Origin of the sequence: Empedobacter sp. GD03865 (assembly GCF_029840775.1) — a bacterium.
GTDB lineage: Bacteria > Bacteroidota > Bacteroidia > Flavobacteriales > Weeksellaceae > Empedobacter > Empedobacter falsenii_B.
The window spans coordinates 18,658-37,235 of the sequence record NZ_JAOCDF010000037.1; the positions used below are offsets into that span (position 1 = coordinate 18,658).

General features: G+C 30.9%; 15 protein-coding genes. 6 read left to right on the forward strand and 9 right to left on the reverse strand.

The window, feature by feature from the left end; translation table 11 throughout:
- Positions 1 to 109 precede the first annotated feature (109 nt).
- Complete coding sequence (gene gdhA / locus N5D46_RS12695; RefSeq protein WP_221854634.1) at positions 110 to 1,459, forward strand: NADP-specific glutamate dehydrogenase; 1,350 nt, start codon at positions 110 to 112, stop codon at positions 1,457 to 1,459.
- An 89-nt stretch (positions 1,460 to 1,548) separates the two neighbouring features.
- Here gdhA and N5D46_RS12700 read toward each other — a convergent pair whose 3' ends face one another.
- Both N5D46_RS12700 and N5D46_RS12705 read right to left on the reverse strand, forming a co-directional pair.
- Positions 1,549 to 2,226, reverse strand: a complete 678-nt coding sequence (locus tag N5D46_RS12700; protein ID WP_125350247.1) for a response regulator transcription factor — start codon at positions 2,224 to 2,226, stop codon at positions 1,549 to 1,551.
- The gene (locus tag N5D46_RS12705) at positions 2,216 to 3,538 is read right to left on the reverse strand and encodes a HAMP domain-containing sensor histidine kinase (RefSeq protein ID WP_125350246.1); all 1,323 of its coding nucleotides are present in this window, start codon (positions 3,536 to 3,538) and stop codon (positions 2,216 to 2,218) included. The genes N5D46_RS12700 and N5D46_RS12705 overlap by 11 nt, the downstream gene beginning before the upstream one ends.
- A gap of 122 nt (positions 3,539 to 3,660) precedes the next feature.
- On the opposite strand from N5D46_RS12705, the gene N5D46_RS12710 reads away from it, so the two are divergent.
- Positions 3,661 to 6,027, forward strand: coding sequence for an outer membrane beta-barrel family protein (locus N5D46_RS12710; RefSeq protein WP_280050144.1), 2,367 nt, complete (start codon positions 3,661 to 3,663; stop codon positions 6,025 to 6,027).
- A gap of 49 nt (positions 6,028 to 6,076) precedes the next feature.
- Positions 6,077 to 6,535 carry a GNAT family N-acetyltransferase gene (locus N5D46_RS12715; protein WP_280050145.1) on the forward strand — a complete coding sequence of 153 codons (459 nt, stop codon included), beginning with the start codon at positions 6,077 to 6,079 and terminating at the stop codon, positions 6,533 to 6,535.
- A 28-nt stretch (positions 6,536 to 6,563) separates the two neighbouring features.
- Here N5D46_RS12715 and N5D46_RS12720 read toward each other — a convergent pair whose 3' ends face one another.
- From N5D46_RS12720 to N5D46_RS12740, 5 genes are all read right to left on the reverse strand, one after another.
- Positions 6,564 to 6,740, reverse strand: a complete 177-nt coding sequence (locus tag N5D46_RS12720) for a hypothetical protein (protein ID WP_280050146.1) — start codon at positions 6,738 to 6,740, stop codon at positions 6,564 to 6,566.
- Between the two features lie 17 nt (positions 6,741 to 6,757).
- Entirely contained in the window at positions 6,758 to 7,507 is a 750-nt protein-coding gene (locus N5D46_RS12725; protein ID WP_280050147.1) for an SDR family NAD(P)-dependent oxidoreductase, read from the reverse strand.
- Between the two features lie 4 nt (positions 7,508 to 7,511).
- Complete coding sequence (locus N5D46_RS12730) at positions 7,512 to 10,337, reverse strand: hypothetical protein (protein ID WP_280050149.1); 2,826 nt, start codon at positions 10,335 to 10,337, stop codon at positions 7,512 to 7,514.
- Positions 10,338 to 10,400: 63 nt separating this feature from the next.
- Complete coding sequence (locus N5D46_RS12735) at positions 10,401 to 11,027, reverse strand: carbonic anhydrase (protein WP_114999136.1); 627 nt, start codon at positions 11,025 to 11,027, stop codon at positions 10,401 to 10,403.
- A gap of 6 nt (positions 11,028 to 11,033) precedes the next feature.
- On the reverse strand, positions 11,034 to 11,312 hold the full coding sequence (locus N5D46_RS12740) for a GNAT family N-acetyltransferase (protein WP_125350239.1): 279 nt from the start codon (positions 11,310 to 11,312) through the stop codon (positions 11,034 to 11,036).
- 268 nt (positions 11,313 to 11,580) lie between these two features.
- On the opposite strand from N5D46_RS12740, the gene dnaN reads away from it, so the two are divergent.
- Genes dnaN through N5D46_RS12755 form a run of 3 tightly spaced genes read left to right on the forward strand, consistent with a single transcriptional unit; the run spans position 11,581 to position 15,613 of the window.
- On the forward strand, positions 11,581 to 12,699 hold the full coding sequence (gene dnaN / locus N5D46_RS12745; protein WP_280050150.1) for a DNA polymerase III subunit beta: 1,119 nt from the start codon (positions 11,581 to 11,583) through the stop codon (positions 12,697 to 12,699).
- A 36-nt stretch (positions 12,700 to 12,735) separates the two neighbouring features.
- Entirely contained in the window at positions 12,736 to 15,165 is a 2,430-nt protein-coding gene (pheT, locus tag N5D46_RS12750) for a phenylalanine--tRNA ligase subunit beta (protein WP_280050151.1), read from the forward strand.
- A gap of 13 nt (positions 15,166 to 15,178) precedes the next feature.
- Positions 15,179 to 15,613 (forward strand): META domain-containing protein, encoded by a 435-nt coding sequence (locus N5D46_RS12755; protein ID WP_125350236.1) that lies wholly within the window; start codon positions 15,179 to 15,181, stop codon positions 15,611 to 15,613.
- 59 nt (positions 15,614 to 15,672) lie between these two features.
- On the opposite strand, the gene N5D46_RS12760 is transcribed toward N5D46_RS12755, so the two are convergent.
- Positions 15,673 to 17,067 carry an ATP-binding protein gene (locus N5D46_RS12760; protein WP_125350235.1) on the reverse strand — a complete coding sequence of 465 codons (1,395 nt, stop codon included), beginning with the start codon at positions 17,065 to 17,067 and terminating at the stop codon, positions 15,673 to 15,675.
- A gap of 139 nt (positions 17,068 to 17,206) precedes the next feature.
- Positions 17,207 to 18,505 carry a sodium:proton antiporter gene (locus N5D46_RS12765; protein ID WP_125350234.1) on the reverse strand — a complete coding sequence of 433 codons (1,299 nt, stop codon included), beginning with the start codon at positions 18,503 to 18,505 and terminating at the stop codon, positions 17,207 to 17,209.
- Positions 18,506 to 18,578 lie beyond the last annotated feature (73 nt).

The following is an 18,578-nucleotide window of genomic DNA, read 5'->3' on the forward strand; positions in this document are numbered from 1 at the left end:
CTAAGTATTCGAAATTATCAAATTCATAAATATTAAAAGTTTGATTTAAAAAATATATTATTTTATTTGTTATTTATTATAATTTTATCAACAATAAAACACAAATAGCATGGATACTTTATTTTACTCAGAAAAATTCATTCAAAGAATTAAATCAAAAAACCCTAACGAAAAAGAATTTTTACAAGCAGTTGAAGAAGTTTCCGAAACCATTTTACCATTTGTAGAAGAAAACCCTAAATACAAAAAGTTCAAAATTCTTGAAAGAATTGCAGAACCAGAACGTATTATTCAATTTAGAGTAACTTGGGTTGATGATAAAGGCGAAATCCAAATCAACAAAGGTTATCGTGTACAAATGAATTCTGCGATTGGTCCTTATAAAGGTGGTTTGCGCTTTCATCCATCTGTTAATCTTTCTATTCTTAAATTCTTAGCTTTTGAACAAGTTTTCAAAAACAGCTTGACAACTTTACCTATGGGTGGCGGAAAAGGTGGTTCTGATTTTGATCCAAAAGGAAAATCGGACATGGAAATTATGCGCTTCTGCCAATCTTTTATGAGCGAATTATCTCGTCATATTGGTGCAGATGTCGATGTTCCTGCTGGTGATATTGGCGTTGGAGGACGAGAAATTGGTTATTTATTTGGTCAATACAAACGAATGCGAAACGAATTTACAGGTGTTTTAACTGGAAAAGGATTAGAATATGGTGGCTCTTTGATTCGCCCAGAAGCTACTGGTTATGGTTTATTATATTTTGTAGAATGTATGTTAGCCGAAAAAAAAGAAACCTTAAAAGGAAAAACAGTTTCTATTTCTGGTTCTGGAAATGTTGCACAATATGCTGCTGAAAAGTCTCTGGAATTAGGCGCAAAAGTGGTTACACTTTCTGATTCTTCTGGATATATTTATGATGAAGACGGTTTTGATACAGAAAAACTAAATGTCATTTTCAAAATTAAGAATGATGATTACGATAGAATTTCAAAGTATGTTGATTATTATCCAAACGCTAAATTTTTCTCCGACCAAAATCCTTGGAAAGTTCCTTGTGATATAGCTTTGCCATGTGCAACACAAAACGAATTGGATTTACAAGATGCGCAAACTTTACATCTCAATGGTTGCAAATTGGTTGCCGAAGGTGCTAATATGCCAACAACTCCCGAAGCGGTTCATTATTTTTTGGATCATCAAATTTTATACGGTCCTGGAAAAGCTGCGAATGCTGGTGGTGTTGCAACTTCTGGATTGGAAATGTCTCAAAATTCGATCCGTCAAAATTGGAACAGAGAAAAAGTAGATTATCGATTAAAAGAAATTATGATAAAAATTCATCACCAATGTAAAAAATATGGAAAAGGTGAATTTCAAGAAAATATAAATTATTACAAAGGCGCTAATATAGCTGGTTTCGTAAAAGTTGCCGATGCTATGATTGCTCAAGGAATATAAAAATCCATTTATAAAATTCGGTTCCCTTTACTGAATTTAGAATTCAATTGTTTGTTATTAAAGCTGGACTTCTGTTCAGCTTTATTTTTTTAGAGTGGAAAATTAATTTTAAAACCAATACCTCGAACAGATTCAAATTTTATCATTTCGTCGTTCTGAAAATATTTGCGCAAACGTGTCATAAAAACATCCAAACTTCTACCCATAAAATAATCGTTTTCACCCCAAATTTTTTCTAAAATCTCTTTACGACTCACTAATTTTTGATTATTCTGAATCAAGAAACTCAACAATTCTGCTTCTTTTTCTGTTAACTGAAATTTTTCTTCTTGATAAGATAATTGCAATTGATTTGGAAGAAAAACATAAGCTCCAATTTTAATCAATTCTTCTAAAACAGGTTGATTTCGCTTCAAAATATTTTTTATTCGCAAGACCAATTCTTCAGGATCGCAAGGTTTTGTGATATAATCATCTGCACCTAATTTCAAACCTAAAACACGATCAAAACTTTGCGCCTTAGCAGTCAAAAATAAATATGGAATTGTAATGGTTTCGGCTAATTTTTTCGCCAAAGAAAAACCATCAATTTCGGGTAACATGACATCAAAAATGATTAATTGAGCTGATTCCAACGATTCTATTTCCTTCAATAGTTTTTGTGGATGATCAAACCAAGTCACTTCAAAATCAGAAAATTCTAGATATTGTTTGAGAACAGTTCCCAAATCTTGATCATCTTCTACTAAAATTAATTTAGTTTTCATTCGGCAAAATGATTAAAAATTGAACACCTTTGTCTTTATTATTCTGAACGTTAATTGTTCCTAAATATCGTTCGATTGTATTCTTGACCAAAAATAATCCAACACCCAAACCGCTTACATTTTGGTTAATAGAACGATTCACACGATAATATTTATCAAAAATAAGAGGCAAATCATTGGTTGGAATTCCAATTCCATTATCCGAAAAATTCAATGTTATTTTTTTTTGAAATTTAAAATCTAATACAATTTCAGTAGCTCCATATTTGACTGAATTTTCAATTAAATTCTGAGCAATTTGTTTAAAATCGTTTGTTTTCAGTACATTATTTTTCTCGAAAATACTTTGATTAATAAGTTTAATTTCTGGATATTGAAGTTGAATCTTTTGGATAATTTCATTCAAAATAACCTCATCTAACAATTCAGAATTTTCGTCATTTTTTACAAAAATAGAATCAACAGTTTGCTCCAAACGATTAATTTGTCTGTTCATCATTTGTTGCGTTTCTGGATGTTGAACTTGATGCAAAGCAAATTTCATCGTCGTAATTGGCGTATTCAATTCATGCGCAATAGAGTCTATTGTCAAATGTAATTGATTGATTTTTTCTTCTTGTTTCGATAAATTTTTAAGACTTTTCCAATACAAAAAGACAATTAATCCAACAATCAACAAACTCACAATGATTAAAGGAATAATTTTCTTGAGAATTAAAAATTTCAAATTCAGTAATTCAAAATCTGTCTTTCCTCTAATTTTATATTTATGACGTTCATTTTTATTAATTCCTAAATCAGAATCTGTTTGATTACTAATATCATCCGATGACCAAACACTTTGATTAATATTAGTTGGTTTCGCAATTTTATTTGTCGTTTCGTAAATCACATACTTTTTCTTTGGCAATAATTCTTTATGATTCAATTCATCATAAACCGAATAAACATCTGTACGAAGCGCTATTTCAAAATTATTTTCCTTAGAATAAACGTCTAATAGAGAATCTACAATTGGCGTATAAATCTCATAATTATAATCTACTTTCGTTCGAATTATTTGTAATTCATCAAACTGTTTTTTTTCATCATGATTCAGTTTTTTGAAATAATCTAAAATCTTATCATCATTAGAATCTGTTTCATATTTTGACATAAAATTCATCACTTTAACTCCAATTTCACACGCCTCTTTATTCATATCTTTCTCAATCAATCGATACAAATTGTAGATATAATACCCTTGCAATGCAACCAAAACGATCAATGCAAAAGAGAAAATAAATGTATAATGTTTTTTAGATAATTTCATAAGCTTTCCATCAATTCAAAAATACATTGTTTTCGCACATAAATTACACATTAACTCATCGTTAACCGTTCATTAACCAAGTAAAATCGAAACTTGAAAGAGATTTGTTAAAAATCTGAACCATGAAAATAGTAATAACATTTTTTCTGCTACTTCCAAATTTAATTTTTGCACAAATTATTTCTGGAAAAATTATCGATGAGCAAAATCAACCAATCAAAAATAGTTCAATTGAAGTTGAAATTCCTTCACAAGATCCGATTGTAACTGAATCGAATGAAAATGGCGAATTTAATTTTGAGCTTCATCAAGCACAATCATTTACAATTTACATTAAAGAATTTGGTTACCAAGAATTTGAAAAGACATATCAAGCCAACTCAGAAAATTCTTTGATTATCACGCTTCAAAAAGATGAAACAATTAACTTAAAAGACGTTGTTGTTTCTGGTCAAAAACCTTTGTTGAAACGAAAAATTGATCGAATAGAATTTAATGTCGAAAATACGCCTTTGCAAAATTTAAGTGCTTGGGATATCGTGAAAAACACGCCAAATGTTCTTCTAAAAAATGAACAGTTAAGTGTGAGAGGAAATACGCAAATTTTAGTCACAATTAATGATAAAAAAACATTAATGTCCCAAGATGATTTGAAACAATTGTTGGAAAATACTGATGGTGCAACAGTTTCTTCGGTTGAAGTCATTACCAATCCGCCTGCAAAATATGAAGCTTCTGGAAGTGCGATTATTAATATTAAAATGAAAAAAAATGTACTTTCTGGTTACAAAGGACAAATTTCAACACGCTATCATCAATCTATTTATAGCAAAGGAATGATAGGAACTTCGCAATCTTACAACACAGAAAAATGGCAATTAACAGGAAGCTATTATTTTGTGAATGGAAAATATGTTCGCAAGAATTTTGATGTAACAACTTATGAAAAAGATCAGACACGCTGGGAAAGTGACATGATTCGTCGAACAGTTGCGAAACAACAACATATTTACAACTTTGCTTCTCAATATTCAATTGATAGTTTACAGAATTTTCAGTTTGGAATAAATGGTTCTAGAAATCCTGCTTCAATTGGGAATTATAACGTTCCGACAAATATTTACAATACAACAAATAATCAACTTGAATCATTTTATAAAACACAAAATCATCGTCGCGAAGCTTCAAATAATTTTAATACGTATTTGGTTTATGACAAAAAAATTGCGAAAAATAATTTGACTTGGAGTAACAATTTTAGTCATCGTTATTACAAAGAAAATCAAGATGTTTTAACAAAACTGAATTTCAAGGATAAACCTTATGAAGAAAATCGTTTTTTGAGTGCTGCACTTCAAAAATTGAATCTATTTTCTACACAAATTGATTATAGTTTCACTAATGAAAATTTCGGCTTGGAAGCGGGAGCGAAATATAGTTTTGTGAAGAATGATAATGATTTAGATTTCTTTGAGTCGATTCAAAATCAAATCGAATATCAACCCGAAAAAAGTAATATTTTTGATTACAAAGAACAGATTTTTGCGTTGTATATTTCTGGAAATTACAAATGGATAAAATGGGAAGCAAAAGCTGGTTTGAGATCTGAAACAGCTCTTATAAATACGATTTCTGATAATCCAATTAGCCAAAATAAACGAACAAACACCGATCTTTTTCCAACTTTATACGTCATGTATAATTTTGAAAATACTGGACAAATTGGTTTGAATTATGGAAAAAGAATTGATCGACCAGATTATAATTTCTTGAATCCTTCAAAATCATATTACAATCTGTTTTCTTATTTTCAGGGCGATGCCAATGCAATTTCTACGATTATTCACAATTTGAGTTTATCTTACACTTTGAAAGATTGGAATTTTGAAGCCTATTATCGATACGAGAAAAATCCAGCGATGGAAATTTCTATTCAAAATCCTGAAACTTTCGAAAAAGTTTATCATTTTACAAACATCAAAAATGGAGAAGCTTTTGGAGCAAATCTTTCGAAAAATTTTAATCTAAAATCGTGGTGGAAACTGAATTTATTTACATTTGTGGAATATAATCAAAATTATTTTTTCGGACCAGATCAACAACAATACAAAAATGATGTGTTTACTTATTATATTTCTTTAAGCACTCAATTGGATTTAGACAAAGCAAAAACATTTAATATTTCGACAGGATATCATTATAATTCCCCAGCTATTCAAGCTTCATTTGATATTAGTTCTTCTCAAAATACATATTTGATTTTAAACAAAAAAATATGGGATAAACGTTTTGAAATTGGTTTGGTTTTCAATGATATTTTTAAAACTGATCGCAATACGATTTCTACGAAATACGCAAACCAAAATCAATATTTCAAAGATTATCGCGATACACAATACTTTATGTTGAATTTGAAATACAATTTCGGAAACCAGAAAGTAAAAGAAGCGAAACAAGCGGAAAAAACTGCAGAACAAAATAGAATTTAGCGTTACAAAAAAAACTTAAGTTTTATTAAATTTGAGGAAAAGCAATAAAATGAATTCAGTAAAAATCATTCGAACAAATTCTTCTAACAAAGATTTTCAAGAATTGGTAACAGAATTAGATAAAGATTTAGCGATAAGAAATGGCGAATTTCATTCTTTCTTTTCGCAATACAATAAAGTTGACAAAATAAATCACGTTGCTATCGCCTATTTAAACGAAAATCCTGTTGGTTGTGGCGCTATAAAACATTATTATGATACAACGATGGAAGTGAAAAGAATGTATGTAAATCCTGATTTTAGAGGAAATAGAATTGCAGCTAAAGTTCTGAATGAGTTAGAAAATTGGGCAATCGAATTAAATTATGAACGATGTATTTTGGAAACCGGATTGAAACAACCCGAAGCAATCGCGTTGTATGAACGATGTGATTACAGAAGAATCGAAAATTACGATCAATACAAAGACATCGAAGAAAGTGTTTGTTATGAAAAAATATTGAAATAGAAAAGCTGAGCGATGCTCAGCTTTTTTATTATTTATTAGATTCTTTTACCATTTTGTTCATTTCGGATGCCGTAATTTCACCATCCATAATCATGTACATTTGTTGATCATCGCTGTTAATACTCATCAACACATTTTTAAAAACTTTCGCATTTGCATTTTCCGTTAAAAAGCGAATTTTACTTCCGTCCTTATTTATCAACATCAATTTTTCGAAATAGATTATTTTTTCAAGAAAACAGTTCCTCCAGCTTGCGCTTTTGGAAAGATTGTAACATCGGCAATTTGTACATGTTCTGGTTGTTGCAACAAATACTCTATTGCATTTGCAATATCCTCACCAACCAATGGCTCAAAACCTTTGTACACATTATCCGAAAGTTCTTGATTTCCTTTGAAACGAACCAAAGAAAATTCTGTTTCTACCGCTCCTGGCGCAATATTAGAAACTTTGATTCCGTAAGGTAATAAATCATAACGCATTCCTTTGCTCAACGATTCTACCGCCGCTTTCGACGCACAATATGTTCCTCCATTTGGATAAACTTCTTTTCCTGCAATCGACGAAAGGTTGATGATATGCGCATTTGATGATTGTTTAAGAATTGGAATAATTGCTTTCGAAACGTAAATTAATCCTTTTACATTGATGTCAATCATTGCTTCCAAATCCTCCAAATCAGCTGTATCAAAAGGTGCTAATCCGTGTGCATTTCCCGCATTATTGATTAAAACATCAATATTTTTCCACTCATTTTCTAAACTTTCTACTGCATTAAAAACAGCTTCCTTGTCTCGAACATCAAATTGAATGGTTTTTACGTCCGTAATTTTACTCAATTCTGCCTGAATTTCATCTAATCGTTCTTGACGACGACCACACAAAATTAAGCGATAATTTGCTGCTAATTTCTTTGCTGTCGCCATTCCTATGCCAGATGTTGCTCCGGTTATGAAGACTGTTCTTTTCATTTTCTTAAATAATTAAAAGTGCTTTTTTAAGACCGTCTAAGATACAAGCTAAAAAGAAATTAAAAAATGATTTATCCTGTTTTCGTTCGATATTTTCTACTTTTTCTTCTTTCATTTTTCCACGAGAATCATTCTTTACCGCTGCATTTCCAACTGCTGATAATAGTTTCCTTTTCGAACCATCATCACGCAAAACATTCACTTTCAAATTTTGATAATCTATTCCAAAATTTCCACCAGCGACTTTATCATTTCCATCAAAATTAAATTTTATTTGATTAAAAAATCCGTCTACAGAAACCTTAAGATACGGTTTCACAAAAGGATCAAGATTTTTTGCAGGAAGTTTTGAAATTGAACCATTGATATTAAATTTCTCAGAACGATTCATTGGATTAAATGTCCAATTTGCGCGCAAATCTCCATTCATAAATTCTGAATGCCAATCAACATCAACGTCTGGTAAAGATATTTTACGATAACCCGAATTGACATTTTTAACCGTTGCATTTATCGACGAAAACGTCAATTTTCCTGTTCCGATACTTTTAGCCGTTTCCTCTTCATATTCTAATTTAGAGTTGACCAATTGCAATTGCTTCACACCTAAATCAAATTTCATTTCACGTAATTTTTGTGAAAACATTGTTTTACGTTTTGTGTCATCAGGTGGAATCAAACTTCTATAAATATTTGCATAAAGCTGGTTCAATTTTATTTGATTCGCTTTCAAAAAGAAATCTTTGGATGGAGAAATTCCCCACTGAATTCCATTTCCTTGTAATTGCTCGACAGAAACTGTATATAAATCGGCTTGTTTTTTCAATGAAGCTGTATACGCTTTTCGAGAAAGTTTTGGCGTTAATTTTAATTGATTCAACGTCAAGTTTCCATTCTGAAATTGCAAAGCTCCAGTATTCATCTTATACGTTTTTCCTAAATCGAAATCAATTCCTGAAGATTTTAACAACACAGATTTATACGAAAATGGTATTGCTTCTTGAATTGTTTTTGGATCAACATTGATTTGATTAAACGCTAACTGAATTTGCTTCAATGTTAAATTCGGCGTTTTTTGTTTATAAGGAACCACATCTAAATGTCCATTTACCAACGAAATTTTATCAACTTTTATAACATCATTAAACTCTTTTGAGGTTTTTCCTTCGCGCTGCGCCACTCGTCTTGGTTGTCCATAAATCGTAAATTTTGGATTTTTGAAAATAACATGATTAACATGAAGTTCTTTCCCATAATCATTTTTCAATCCTAAAACCTTCAAATTAACATTATTGAAATCAAATTTTTGTGAAGCAATAAAACGCGATTGCTTGATTTGAATCGTATCAATTCCAAGATTAAAATTAATCAAGAACTTTTCTGTTACATTTTCAACTTTCTTCGCAATAACTTTTTCATTCTTTTGATCAATGATTTTCACATTTACCTCATCCAATTTGATTGAATTTGTATGAAAATAGAAATCACCATTTTTTATTCCCCAACTGTTATTATTTAACGTCAAAATTGGTGCTTCGACATCTAATAATGTGTTTGATTTTGTATAATTTCGATTAAATTGATTTTTTGAAATTAATGGTTTCATTTTGAAATTTTTCAGAATCAATTTCTTTTCTGTCAAATCAAAATTAGAAGCTGTCAACGTGTGCATTTCATTCAAACGATAATACATCGAATCCAACTTAATACGAAAAGTTTTGTAATCAATCGGAATATCATTTGTACGTGTCAACGCATTCATTTTTATTCCTTCGATATTCAACGCAACATTGTTTATTGCATATTTTACCGTTTTTGCATTCGAGAAAAGTGACCGAATTTTACCGTTTTCTATTTGTAATTTTTTGATATTAATTAACTCCGCATCTTCCGTTTTTATGCTTACTTTTTTAGTTGATTGTTTCTCAACTTTATTCTCAGGTTTGGCAGAAATAATGGTAATTTTTGGATTTTTGAATTTGATTAAATCTGTTTTAAAATATAATTTATCTTCCGAAGTAAATCCCCAATCCATCTTAGAAAGCGAAAGAAGTGGTGATTCAATATCCAATAAATCATTTTCAGAATCGTTTGGAACGTACATTTTTCCGTTCATTTTGAGCGGTTTCATCAAGAAATTATCCAACTCAAAATCAGTTTCATTAAAACGAACTTTTCGTGCTCTAATCAATTGTTGATCTTTTACTACAAAAAACATCGAATCTAATTTGATGTCAAAAGCAGAATATCTGAACGGAATTTTTTTGTCCGCTGTTCGTTCATTGAAACGAACGCCGTCAAAATCGATCGAAAAATTAGAAACATTTGCAATATGTCTTTTCCCTGATTGAGAATACAAATTGAACTCGCCATTATTGATATTTACATTGGAAACATCGATACTTTGCCCAACTTTAGATTGCGCTGTATCTTTTTTGATCGAATCTTTTTTCTCTTTAAGATAATAATTAACAGAAGGATTGTTGATATTGATAGAAAGCGCCGCAACTTCTTTTTTGGTAATCAACTTGAAAAAATTAATTCCAACTACATTTATTTCTTTGACTTTTCCTGTTGCGTCAATCGAATCCTTTATCAACAAAGAATCTTTTGGAGAAACTTCGACATTTTTTAATGATAGTGAAGAATTAAAAACGGAAAAACTCAAATCTTCGTAAGTCAGATTATAAGCCGTATCGTTTTTTTCTGCAATGATTTTTGGAAGTCGATCATTCAGAAAATAGGAGATGTAAAAACTTAAAATAAAAAGTACCGCAATAATAGAAATTAAAGCGATACCGATTCTTTTTATCCAACGGTTGTTAATCATTGATATAGTTTGGTTAACAGTGTTAAAAACAATTATTATACCAAATATAACAAAATGTTAAATTTATTCGTTGATATCGTAAATTTCTTTGATATTTTCTAAGATTGTATCGAAGTTTAAATTCAAATCAATTAATTTTCCAGTAAACAAATCGAACACCCAACCGTGTACTTCCAATCCATTTTCCATTGCACGTTGCACAAAAGGATTTTTTACCACATTGACACATTGTTCTTGTACATTTAGCTCTACCAAACGGTTGTAACGCATTCCTTCGTTTTCGATTGCATTCAATTCTTCTGAATGTAAACGATAAACATCACGAATATTACGTAACCAAGGATTCATAATTCCTAAATCTTTCGGTAGCATTGCAGATTTAATCCCACCACAATTATAATGTCCACAAACTACAATATGTTTCACTTTTAGGTGTTCTACTGCATAGTCCAAAACAGAAGTGGTATTCATATCCAAACTAATTACCATATTAGCTATATTGCGGTGTACAAAAACCTCTCCTGGCTCCGCTCCCAACAACTCTTCTGCCGTCACACGACTATCTGAACAACCAATGTAAAGCACTTCTGGGTTTTGACCAGCCGAAAGCTTATCAAAATATTGCTCGTCTTGTTCTAAACGTTTATTTACCCACTCTTGGTTGTGTTCAAAAACTTTTTCTAAATTCATAATTTTCTAAATTACATCTTGCACTTCTGGATGTTTACCAACATAAACGCTCACATAACTACAAAATGGAATGATTTTCAACTGATTTTTTCTTGCGTAATCTACAGCTTCTAACACTAATTTTTCGGCCAAACCTTGTCCTCTCAATTCGGGATTAACACCTGTATGATTAATCAACATTTGTTTTTCTTTCAGCATAAAAGTTAATTCACCAACTTCTTTATTATTCTCATCAAGAAGTATAAAAACTCCATTTTTTCCTTCTAAATTCAATTCAATTTTCATAGAATAGTATTTTAAATTCAAATTAATCTTTTTGGATGAGATTTGGTCAAAAAGATTTGTTAAAAGTCTCGATATACAAGACAAATTTACGGGTGAAAAGTTTTTAATTCAAAGAAAATTTAAACAAATAATAACAATCAATTTACAATCATCTTTCTGTTTGATAATCAACAACAAGCCATTCTATATAATATTTAATGTATAGGTTTGAGTTTTTTACTTGATTATTTATTACATTTGTTAGATATTTTAAGGAAATATTCTTCATATGAAATTTATTGTATCGAGCAACACGTTATTAAAAAATGTTAACTTAATCGGAGGGGTTATTAACTCTAATAATACTTTACCAATCCTTGATAATTTTTTATTCGAATTGGATGGTAGCCAATTAACTATCACTGGTTCTGATTTAGAAACAACAATTTCAACAACTTTAGAAGTTGAGTCTAATGATAATGGAAAAATTGCAATTCCATCAAAAATCTTAACTGATACGTTGAAAACTTTCCCTGCGCAACCGCTTACTTTTATCCAAAAAGAAGGAAATACGTTGGAAATTGTTTCAGAACAAGGAAATTATCAGTTAGCATTCGAAGACGCAAACGAATATCCTCAAACGCCAGATATCGAAGACGCAAGCTCTACAACACTTAGTGCAAGCATTTTATCAGAAGCAATTATCAAAACTATTTTTGCGACAGGAAACGACGAATTACGTCCAATTATGACAGGAGTCTTCTTCCAAGCAAATGCAGATATTTTCCGTTTTGTTGCTACAGATGCGCATCGTTTGGTAAAATATACTCGCAATGGTTTAGAGAATTTACAAGCTGCTGAATATATTATGCCGAAAAAACCACTTATCTTATTGAAAAATATTTTAGGAGGAAATAATGACGATGTAACAATCGAATACAACAATACAAATACACGTTTTTCATTCCAAAACATCGTGTTAACTTGTCGTTTGATTGATGGTAAATATCCTAATTATGAAGCGGTAATTCCAAAAGAAAATCCAAATGTATTAACGATTAACAGAAACTTATTCTTGACATCTTTGAAACGTGTGGCAATTTTCTCTAACAAAACAACAAACCAAGTTCGATTAAAATTAGTTGGAAATTCATTGACAATTTCTGCTGAAGATATCGATTTTGCAAACAAAGCAGAAGAAAGACTTCCTTGTGATTACAACGGAACTGACTTACAAATCGGTTTCAATTCTCGTTTCTTAATCGAAATGTTGAACAATTTACAATCAGAAGAAATAACATTAGAAATGTCTGAACCGAATCGTGCAGGAATCATCAAACCAGTTGATGGACTAGAAGATGGCGAAGAAATCTTAATGTTAGTTATGCCAGTTATGTTAAACGCATAATCAAAAAGAATACATAAAATTCATTTATACAATACAATGAAAATTTCATACAATTGGCTAAAAACCTACATTGATACAGATATCACACTTGATGAAGTGTCTTCAACACTTACAAGTACGGGTCTAGAAGTTGAAGGTGTAGAACAAGTAGGTGGAGCTAAAAATTATTTGGAAACCGTATTAGTTGGTAAAGTTTTATCAGCTGTGCCTCATCCAAACGCAGATAAATTAAGAGTTACTAAAATAGATTTAGGAGACGGAAAAGAAACGCAAATTGTTTGTGGAGCTCCTAATGTTGCAGAAGGTCAAAATGTACCTGTGGCAACTGTCGGAACGGTTTTACCTTCACCAGATGGTGAATTTAAAATCAAGAAGGCAAAAATTCGTGGTGAAGAATCTTTCGGAATGATTTGTTCTGAAGTAGAATTAGGAATTGGTACAGATCATTCTGGTATTTTGGTTTTACCAGAAGATTTAAAACCTGGAACTTCTACGTTCGACCTTTTCGGAAAAAATGATGAAGTTGACCACGAAATCGAAATTGGTTTAACGCCAAATCGTGCGGATGCAATGTCACATTTTGGTGTAGCGCGTGATTTACATACGGCCCTTAAAACTCGTGATATCGCGTCAACATTCAAAACATATGATGTCTCAAATTATCCTACGACAGATTTTGGAAAAAGTCCTATTTCTATTGAGGTTAAAGATACAGAAGCAGCACCTCGTTATGCAGCTGTTTACTTGAAAAATGTAAAAGTTACTGAGTCACCAGATTGGTTAAAAAATCGTTTGAAAGTTATCGGATTATCGCCAATTAATAATGTGGTTGATATTACCAATTATATTTTACACGATTTAGGACAACCTTTACATGCTTTTGATGCAGCTAAAATTGAAGGAAATAAAGTGATCGTTCAAAAATTAGCAGAAGGAACAAAATTCACAACTTTAGATGGCGTTGAACGTACATTAAAAGGACATGAATTAATGATTTGCAACGAAAATAATCCAATGTGTATTGCGGGAGTTTTCGGAGGAAAAGATTCTGGAGTTTCGGATGCTACGACAACTATTTTCTTAGAATCAGCATATTTTGAACCTGTAACAATTCGTAAAGGTGCAAAAGCACATGCGTTGAATACAGATGCTTCTTTCCGCTTTGAACGTGGAATTGATCCTAACACGACAATCGATGCATTGAAAAAAGCTGCGATGATGTTAGTTGAAATTGCTGGAGCTGAAATTGCATCTAATATTGATGATATTTACGAAAATCCAATTCAAAATTTTAATGTAAAATTACGTTTACATAAGGTGGTTGAATTATTAGGAGTTGAAATTCCAGAACATAAAATCAAATCGATTTTAGAGAATTTAGAAATTAAAATTTTGTCAGAAAATGATGGAATTTTAGATTTAGAAGTTCCTGCTTATCGTGTAGATGTACAACGTGACGTGGATTTGATCGAAGATATTTTGAGAATTTATGGATACGATAATATCGAAATTCCTTCAAAATTCTCGTTTTCTTATGTTCCAAATCAAAAAGTTAGTCCAGATAAAATCGAAGATTTTATTGCGCGTCAATTGATTTCTTTCGGATTCAATGAAGCGATGAATAACTCGTTAACGAAAAGAGAATACGAAGAAGTTTTCTTTTATCCAGAAGGAGAAAGTGTTGCCATGTTAAATCCGCTTTCGGCTGATTTAGCTGTTATGCGTCGCACTTTGTTGAATGGTTTATTAGAAAATGTTGCGTTTAATATCAACCGTCGTAATTCGGATGTTAAATTATTCGAGTTTGGAAAAGTTTACCGCAAAATTGATGGGATTTACGAAGAAAATAAATGTTTAGGAATCGTTCTTTCAGGAAACTTTAATAGCGAATCGTGGACAGGAAATTTACGTAAAGCTTCATTTGCTGATTTGAAAGGTTTGATTAAACAAATTTTTGTTCGATTAGATATTCAAATTACAGATGAGTTACCTGCAAAAGATGATAATTTCTTAGATGGAATTGAATTTGTTTCTGCTCAAAAATCATTAGGAAAACTTGGAATCATCAGCAAAAAATTAGCAAAAAAATTAGGCGTTAATCAAGATGTTTTCTTTGCTCAATTAAATTGGGATGCAATGGTTGCTTTAGCAAACAAACACGATTTGAAATACAAAGAAATCTCTAAATTCCCAGGTTCTCGTAGAGATTTAGCTTTATTGCTTGACTCTTCTGTGAAATATGAAGAATTGTACAAAGCTACAAAAGAAGTGAAAACGAATTTGTTGAAAGCTGTTAATTTATTCGACGTTTACGAAGGAGATAAATTGCCAGTTGGTAAAAAATCGTATGCTTTAAGTTTTATGATTCAAGACGAAAATAAAACATTAAGCGATCAAGAAATTGATGGTTTAATGAATAAATTAATCAAATTGTATCAAGAAAAATTCAACGCTGAGTTGAGATAAAATATTCCGAAAAATGAAAAAGATTGTAACTTTATTTTCAGCAACTCTTTTGATGAGTTTTATAGCAACTTCTTGTTCTACAAGCGCAAGTACTGCTAAAATTAAACCTAAAGCGGAAGTTTCAATTTCAAATCAAAATTGGTATTTGATCAACGATAACAACGTAGTAAAAGGTTTGTACGATAAAGACGTGATGTTGGTTATTGACGAAGCGAATTCGACTGTAAGTGGTTTTGCGGGTTGCAACAATTTCAATGCTTCTTTTACAAAAGTTAGCGGCGTAACCAGCTTCGTTAATTTCTCTGAAACCAAAATGGCTTGTCCTAATTTGCAAGAAGAAAAAGCATTTTTATCGATGTTGAAAAGTGTAAATCGTTACGAAGTTTCTGGAAAAGAATTACATCTTTACAAAGGAAATATCTTATTATTGACATTAAAAACTTTGTAAGTTTTAATCAATTATAAAATCAAAAAGCGCTTTTAGAGCGCTTTTTTTTGTGGTTTATATTATTTATTCTGAACTTCTTTATTTTCTTCAACTGCTTGTTGAGCTGTAGGAGAAATTGCTTCATCACTTTGCTTGAAACCAATTTTAGTAATCGGAATTTCTTTTGATGATAAATAAAACTCTAAATCAGCATTTAATTCAATCAGACGATGCGGAAAATCTTGACCAACATTTTGCTTGGCTTCTGTTAAGAAAATTGCGCAATGTTTTAAATAATCAGGCGTTAATTTCGATTTTGCTTCTTGAAATGCAGAAAACAATACCTTTTCTGTCATCACAATATTTTTCGTTTCATCTTTTCTGTATAATGCATATAAACGTTTTTTAAGCGATTGTGTAAAATCAATCATCATTGTATTTGAGAAAATTTTCATTTCAGCCGCATAAGGCGTCCAGAAATCTTTGTTCAACGCATTTTGATTTTTCAAAATTGATAATAACGGAGAATCTTGCGCCAAATTCGTAGTCATGTGATGTAGAAGTAATTGTTTGCGCTCGTCAAAAGTTGGAGGAAAAATCGGAATATGTAAATCAAAACGACCAGGTGCAACGATTTCATCATTCAAATTTGCTAAAGATTCAACAGCTCCAACAATCAAAAGTTCTTTCGTATCATTTTTCTGAATATGTCTAAGAACGGAATAAAACAAATCGACCATTTCGGGATAAATGGTATTTACAGAAGTAGAATGTAATATTTCGTCGAACGAATCAATAAACAATAATGTTTTAGGTTGATTCATCTTTTTTGAAAGAAAATCGGAGAATTTATTCTTTTTGTTATCAAAATTCCCAACTAAATAATCATTGAAAATATGTACAAATTCGTAACCAATCATATCCGCTATTTTCTTTGCCCAATATATTTTCCCACTACCTGGAGGTCCATACAAAATCAAGCCAGCAGGTTTTGAGATTCCCCAACTTTCTCCTTGATCTTTGCTAATAAATGGATCTAACATATCAGTCATATAAAAATACAAATCGGTATAACCAACTAAACTTTTACCAGAAAAATCTTCGCATTGCGGAAATGCTTTTTCTATAAACGGATATTTTCCCCCAATGTAAGAATGAATCAAATAACTTGACACTCCCGTTTTCATCTGCTTTGCAACCTCGGCAGGAATTCCATTTGTTACAAAAAAATGAAGCACTTCTTCTTCTTTCGCTCCAATTGTTTTAGCGATTTCTTCTATTGTTTTTTCTTTGGAATAATCTTCGGCATATCTTTTTAAGAAATCTTTATTCTCTTCCGAAAATGTTATAAATTGTTGTGTTACATTAAAATTTTCGTCAATACAAAAACTCAAATCAATATTAAAATCATTGATAAAATTCTGTAAACTTCCTAAAGATATTTCGAGTTGATTAGATAAATCTTTTAATTTCATTCTGTTGGCTTGTTCTAATTTCTATTAAAAATAAAGATTAATTCGTGAACTAAACCATTTTAAGTTCTAAACTTCTGTTAAAGGAACAAGCGCATCTATAGATGCGCTTGTTCCTTTTAATTGTATATTTTATAATTATTTACAATTTAGATGAATTAAGATAATCTTCCATTTCTTCTTTATTTGCTTCATCAGATTCGTCTTTTAGAACACGATGAGCCACTTTACCTACAGTTAAACCTTGAATAACGATTGAAAATAAAACAACGATGTATGTAATCTCTAATAACAAATCTTTCCATTCCGAATTTGGCATCGAAAGAACTAATGCAATTGAAACTCCTCCACGAATTCCTCCCCAAACCAAGACAATAAGTGAACCTTTAGAAAAAGTGTTTTTTCTTAAAATAGTACGAGCTGGAATAACAATTGATAATGTTCGAGATAATAGGACTATAAAAATTGTGGCAATTCCTAATAGAATTTGATCCATTAAATCTTCTATTAACAACAATTCGAAACCTATAAAAAGGAATAAAATGGCGTTCATTATTTCATCAATAAGCTCCCAAAATTTGTTTAAATAATCTTGAGTTGTTTTACTCATTGCGAATTTTTTTCCATAATTTCCGATTATTAAACCTGCGATAACCATAGCTAAAGGGCTCGAAACATGAAGTTCTTTTGCAATCAAAAATCCTCCCATTACAATCGATAATGTAATTAAAGCTGAAACTTTATAATCATCAATTTTTTTCATCGAATTAGACGCTGTAAATCCAAGTAATAATCCAAGTAAGATTCCGCCACCAGCTTCCATCAAGAATAATTTTGAAACACTTGCAAAATCAGCATCAAAGCTTGGATTAGTTGCTATTTGTAAAACTACTGCGAACATTACAACGGCCACACCATCATTAAACAGTGACTCTCCTGTAATTTTTGTCTCAATAATTTTAGGAACTTTTGCTTGTTTCAAAATTCCTAATACAACGATTGGATCAGTTGGTGAAATTAATGTTCCGAACAATAAACAATAGATATACGGAATTTGAATACCAAAATATGGCGCAATGTAATATAAAATTACTGATATAATAAATGCTGATAATACTACTGATATTGTAGCATAAGTAGCAATTGTCCATCTCAAGTTTTTCAAATCGAGAATATTAACGTGCATTGCGCCTGCAAAAAGCAGAAAATTAAGCATTGCGCCCATCAATATTTCATTGAAGTCTAAACTATTAAAGAGTTGAAACATGTCTTTTGTAGCATCAGGAAAATAGCTATCTCCCAATAAACGGATAGCGATAGATACTAACATGGCGATAATCATAATTCCAATTGTTCCAGGTAATTTTAGGAATCGAAGGTTTGCATAAGAAAATAATGCAGCAAGAACAATTAGAACCGAAAAAGAATAATATAGTTCCATTGGTATTGATTGATTAAAATTTGGAAAAAGTTACAAAAAAAGAGCCACTATAAAGTGGCTCTTTCTATATTAA

Coding starts and splice junctions, on each gene's coding strand:
- gdhA (WP_221854634.1), top strand. CDS start 110: ATGGATACTTTATTTTACTCAGAAAAATTCATTCAAAGAATTAAATCA.
- N5D46_RS12700 (WP_125350247.1), bottom strand. CDS start 2,226: ATGAAAACTAAATTAATTTTAGTAGAAGATGATCAAGATTTGGGAACT.
- N5D46_RS12705 (WP_125350246.1), bottom strand. CDS start 3,538: ATGAAATTATCTAAAAAACATTATACATTTATTTTCTCTTTTGCATTG.
- N5D46_RS12710 (WP_280050144.1), top strand. CDS start 3,661: ATGAAAATAGTAATAACATTTTTTCTGCTACTTCCAAATTTAATTTTT.
- N5D46_RS12715 (WP_280050145.1), top strand. CDS start 6,077: ATGAATTCAGTAAAAATCATTCGAACAAATTCTTCTAACAAAGATTTT.
- N5D46_RS12720 (WP_280050146.1), bottom strand. CDS start 6,740: ATGTTGATAAATAAGGACGGAAGTAAAATTCGCTTTTTAACGGAAAAT.
- N5D46_RS12725 (WP_280050147.1), bottom strand. CDS start 7,507: ATGAAAAGAACAGTCTTCATAACCGGAGCAACATCTGGCATAGGAATG.
- N5D46_RS12730 (WP_280050149.1), bottom strand. CDS start 10,337: ATGATTAACAACCGTTGGATAAAAAGAATCGGTATCGCTTTAATTTCT.
- N5D46_RS12735 (WP_114999136.1), bottom strand. CDS start 11,027: ATGAATTTAGAAAAAGTTTTTGAACACAACCAAGAGTGGGTAAATAAA.
- N5D46_RS12740 (WP_125350239.1), bottom strand. CDS start 11,312: ATGAAAATTGAATTGAATTTAGAAGGAAAAAATGGAGTTTTTATACTT.
- dnaN (WP_280050150.1), top strand. CDS start 11,581: ATGAAATTTATTGTATCGAGCAACACGTTATTAAAAAATGTTAACTTA.
- pheT (WP_280050151.1), top strand. CDS start 12,736: ATGAAAATTTCATACAATTGGCTAAAAACCTACATTGATACAGATATC.
- N5D46_RS12755 (WP_125350236.1), top strand. CDS start 15,179: ATGAAAAAGATTGTAACTTTATTTTCAGCAACTCTTTTGATGAGTTTT.
- N5D46_RS12760 (WP_125350235.1), bottom strand. CDS start 17,067: ATGAAATTAAAAGATTTATCTAATCAACTCGAAATATCTTTAGGAAGT.
- N5D46_RS12765 (WP_125350234.1), bottom strand. CDS start 18,505: ATGGAACTATATTATTCTTTTTCGGTTCTAATTGTTCTTGCTGCATTA.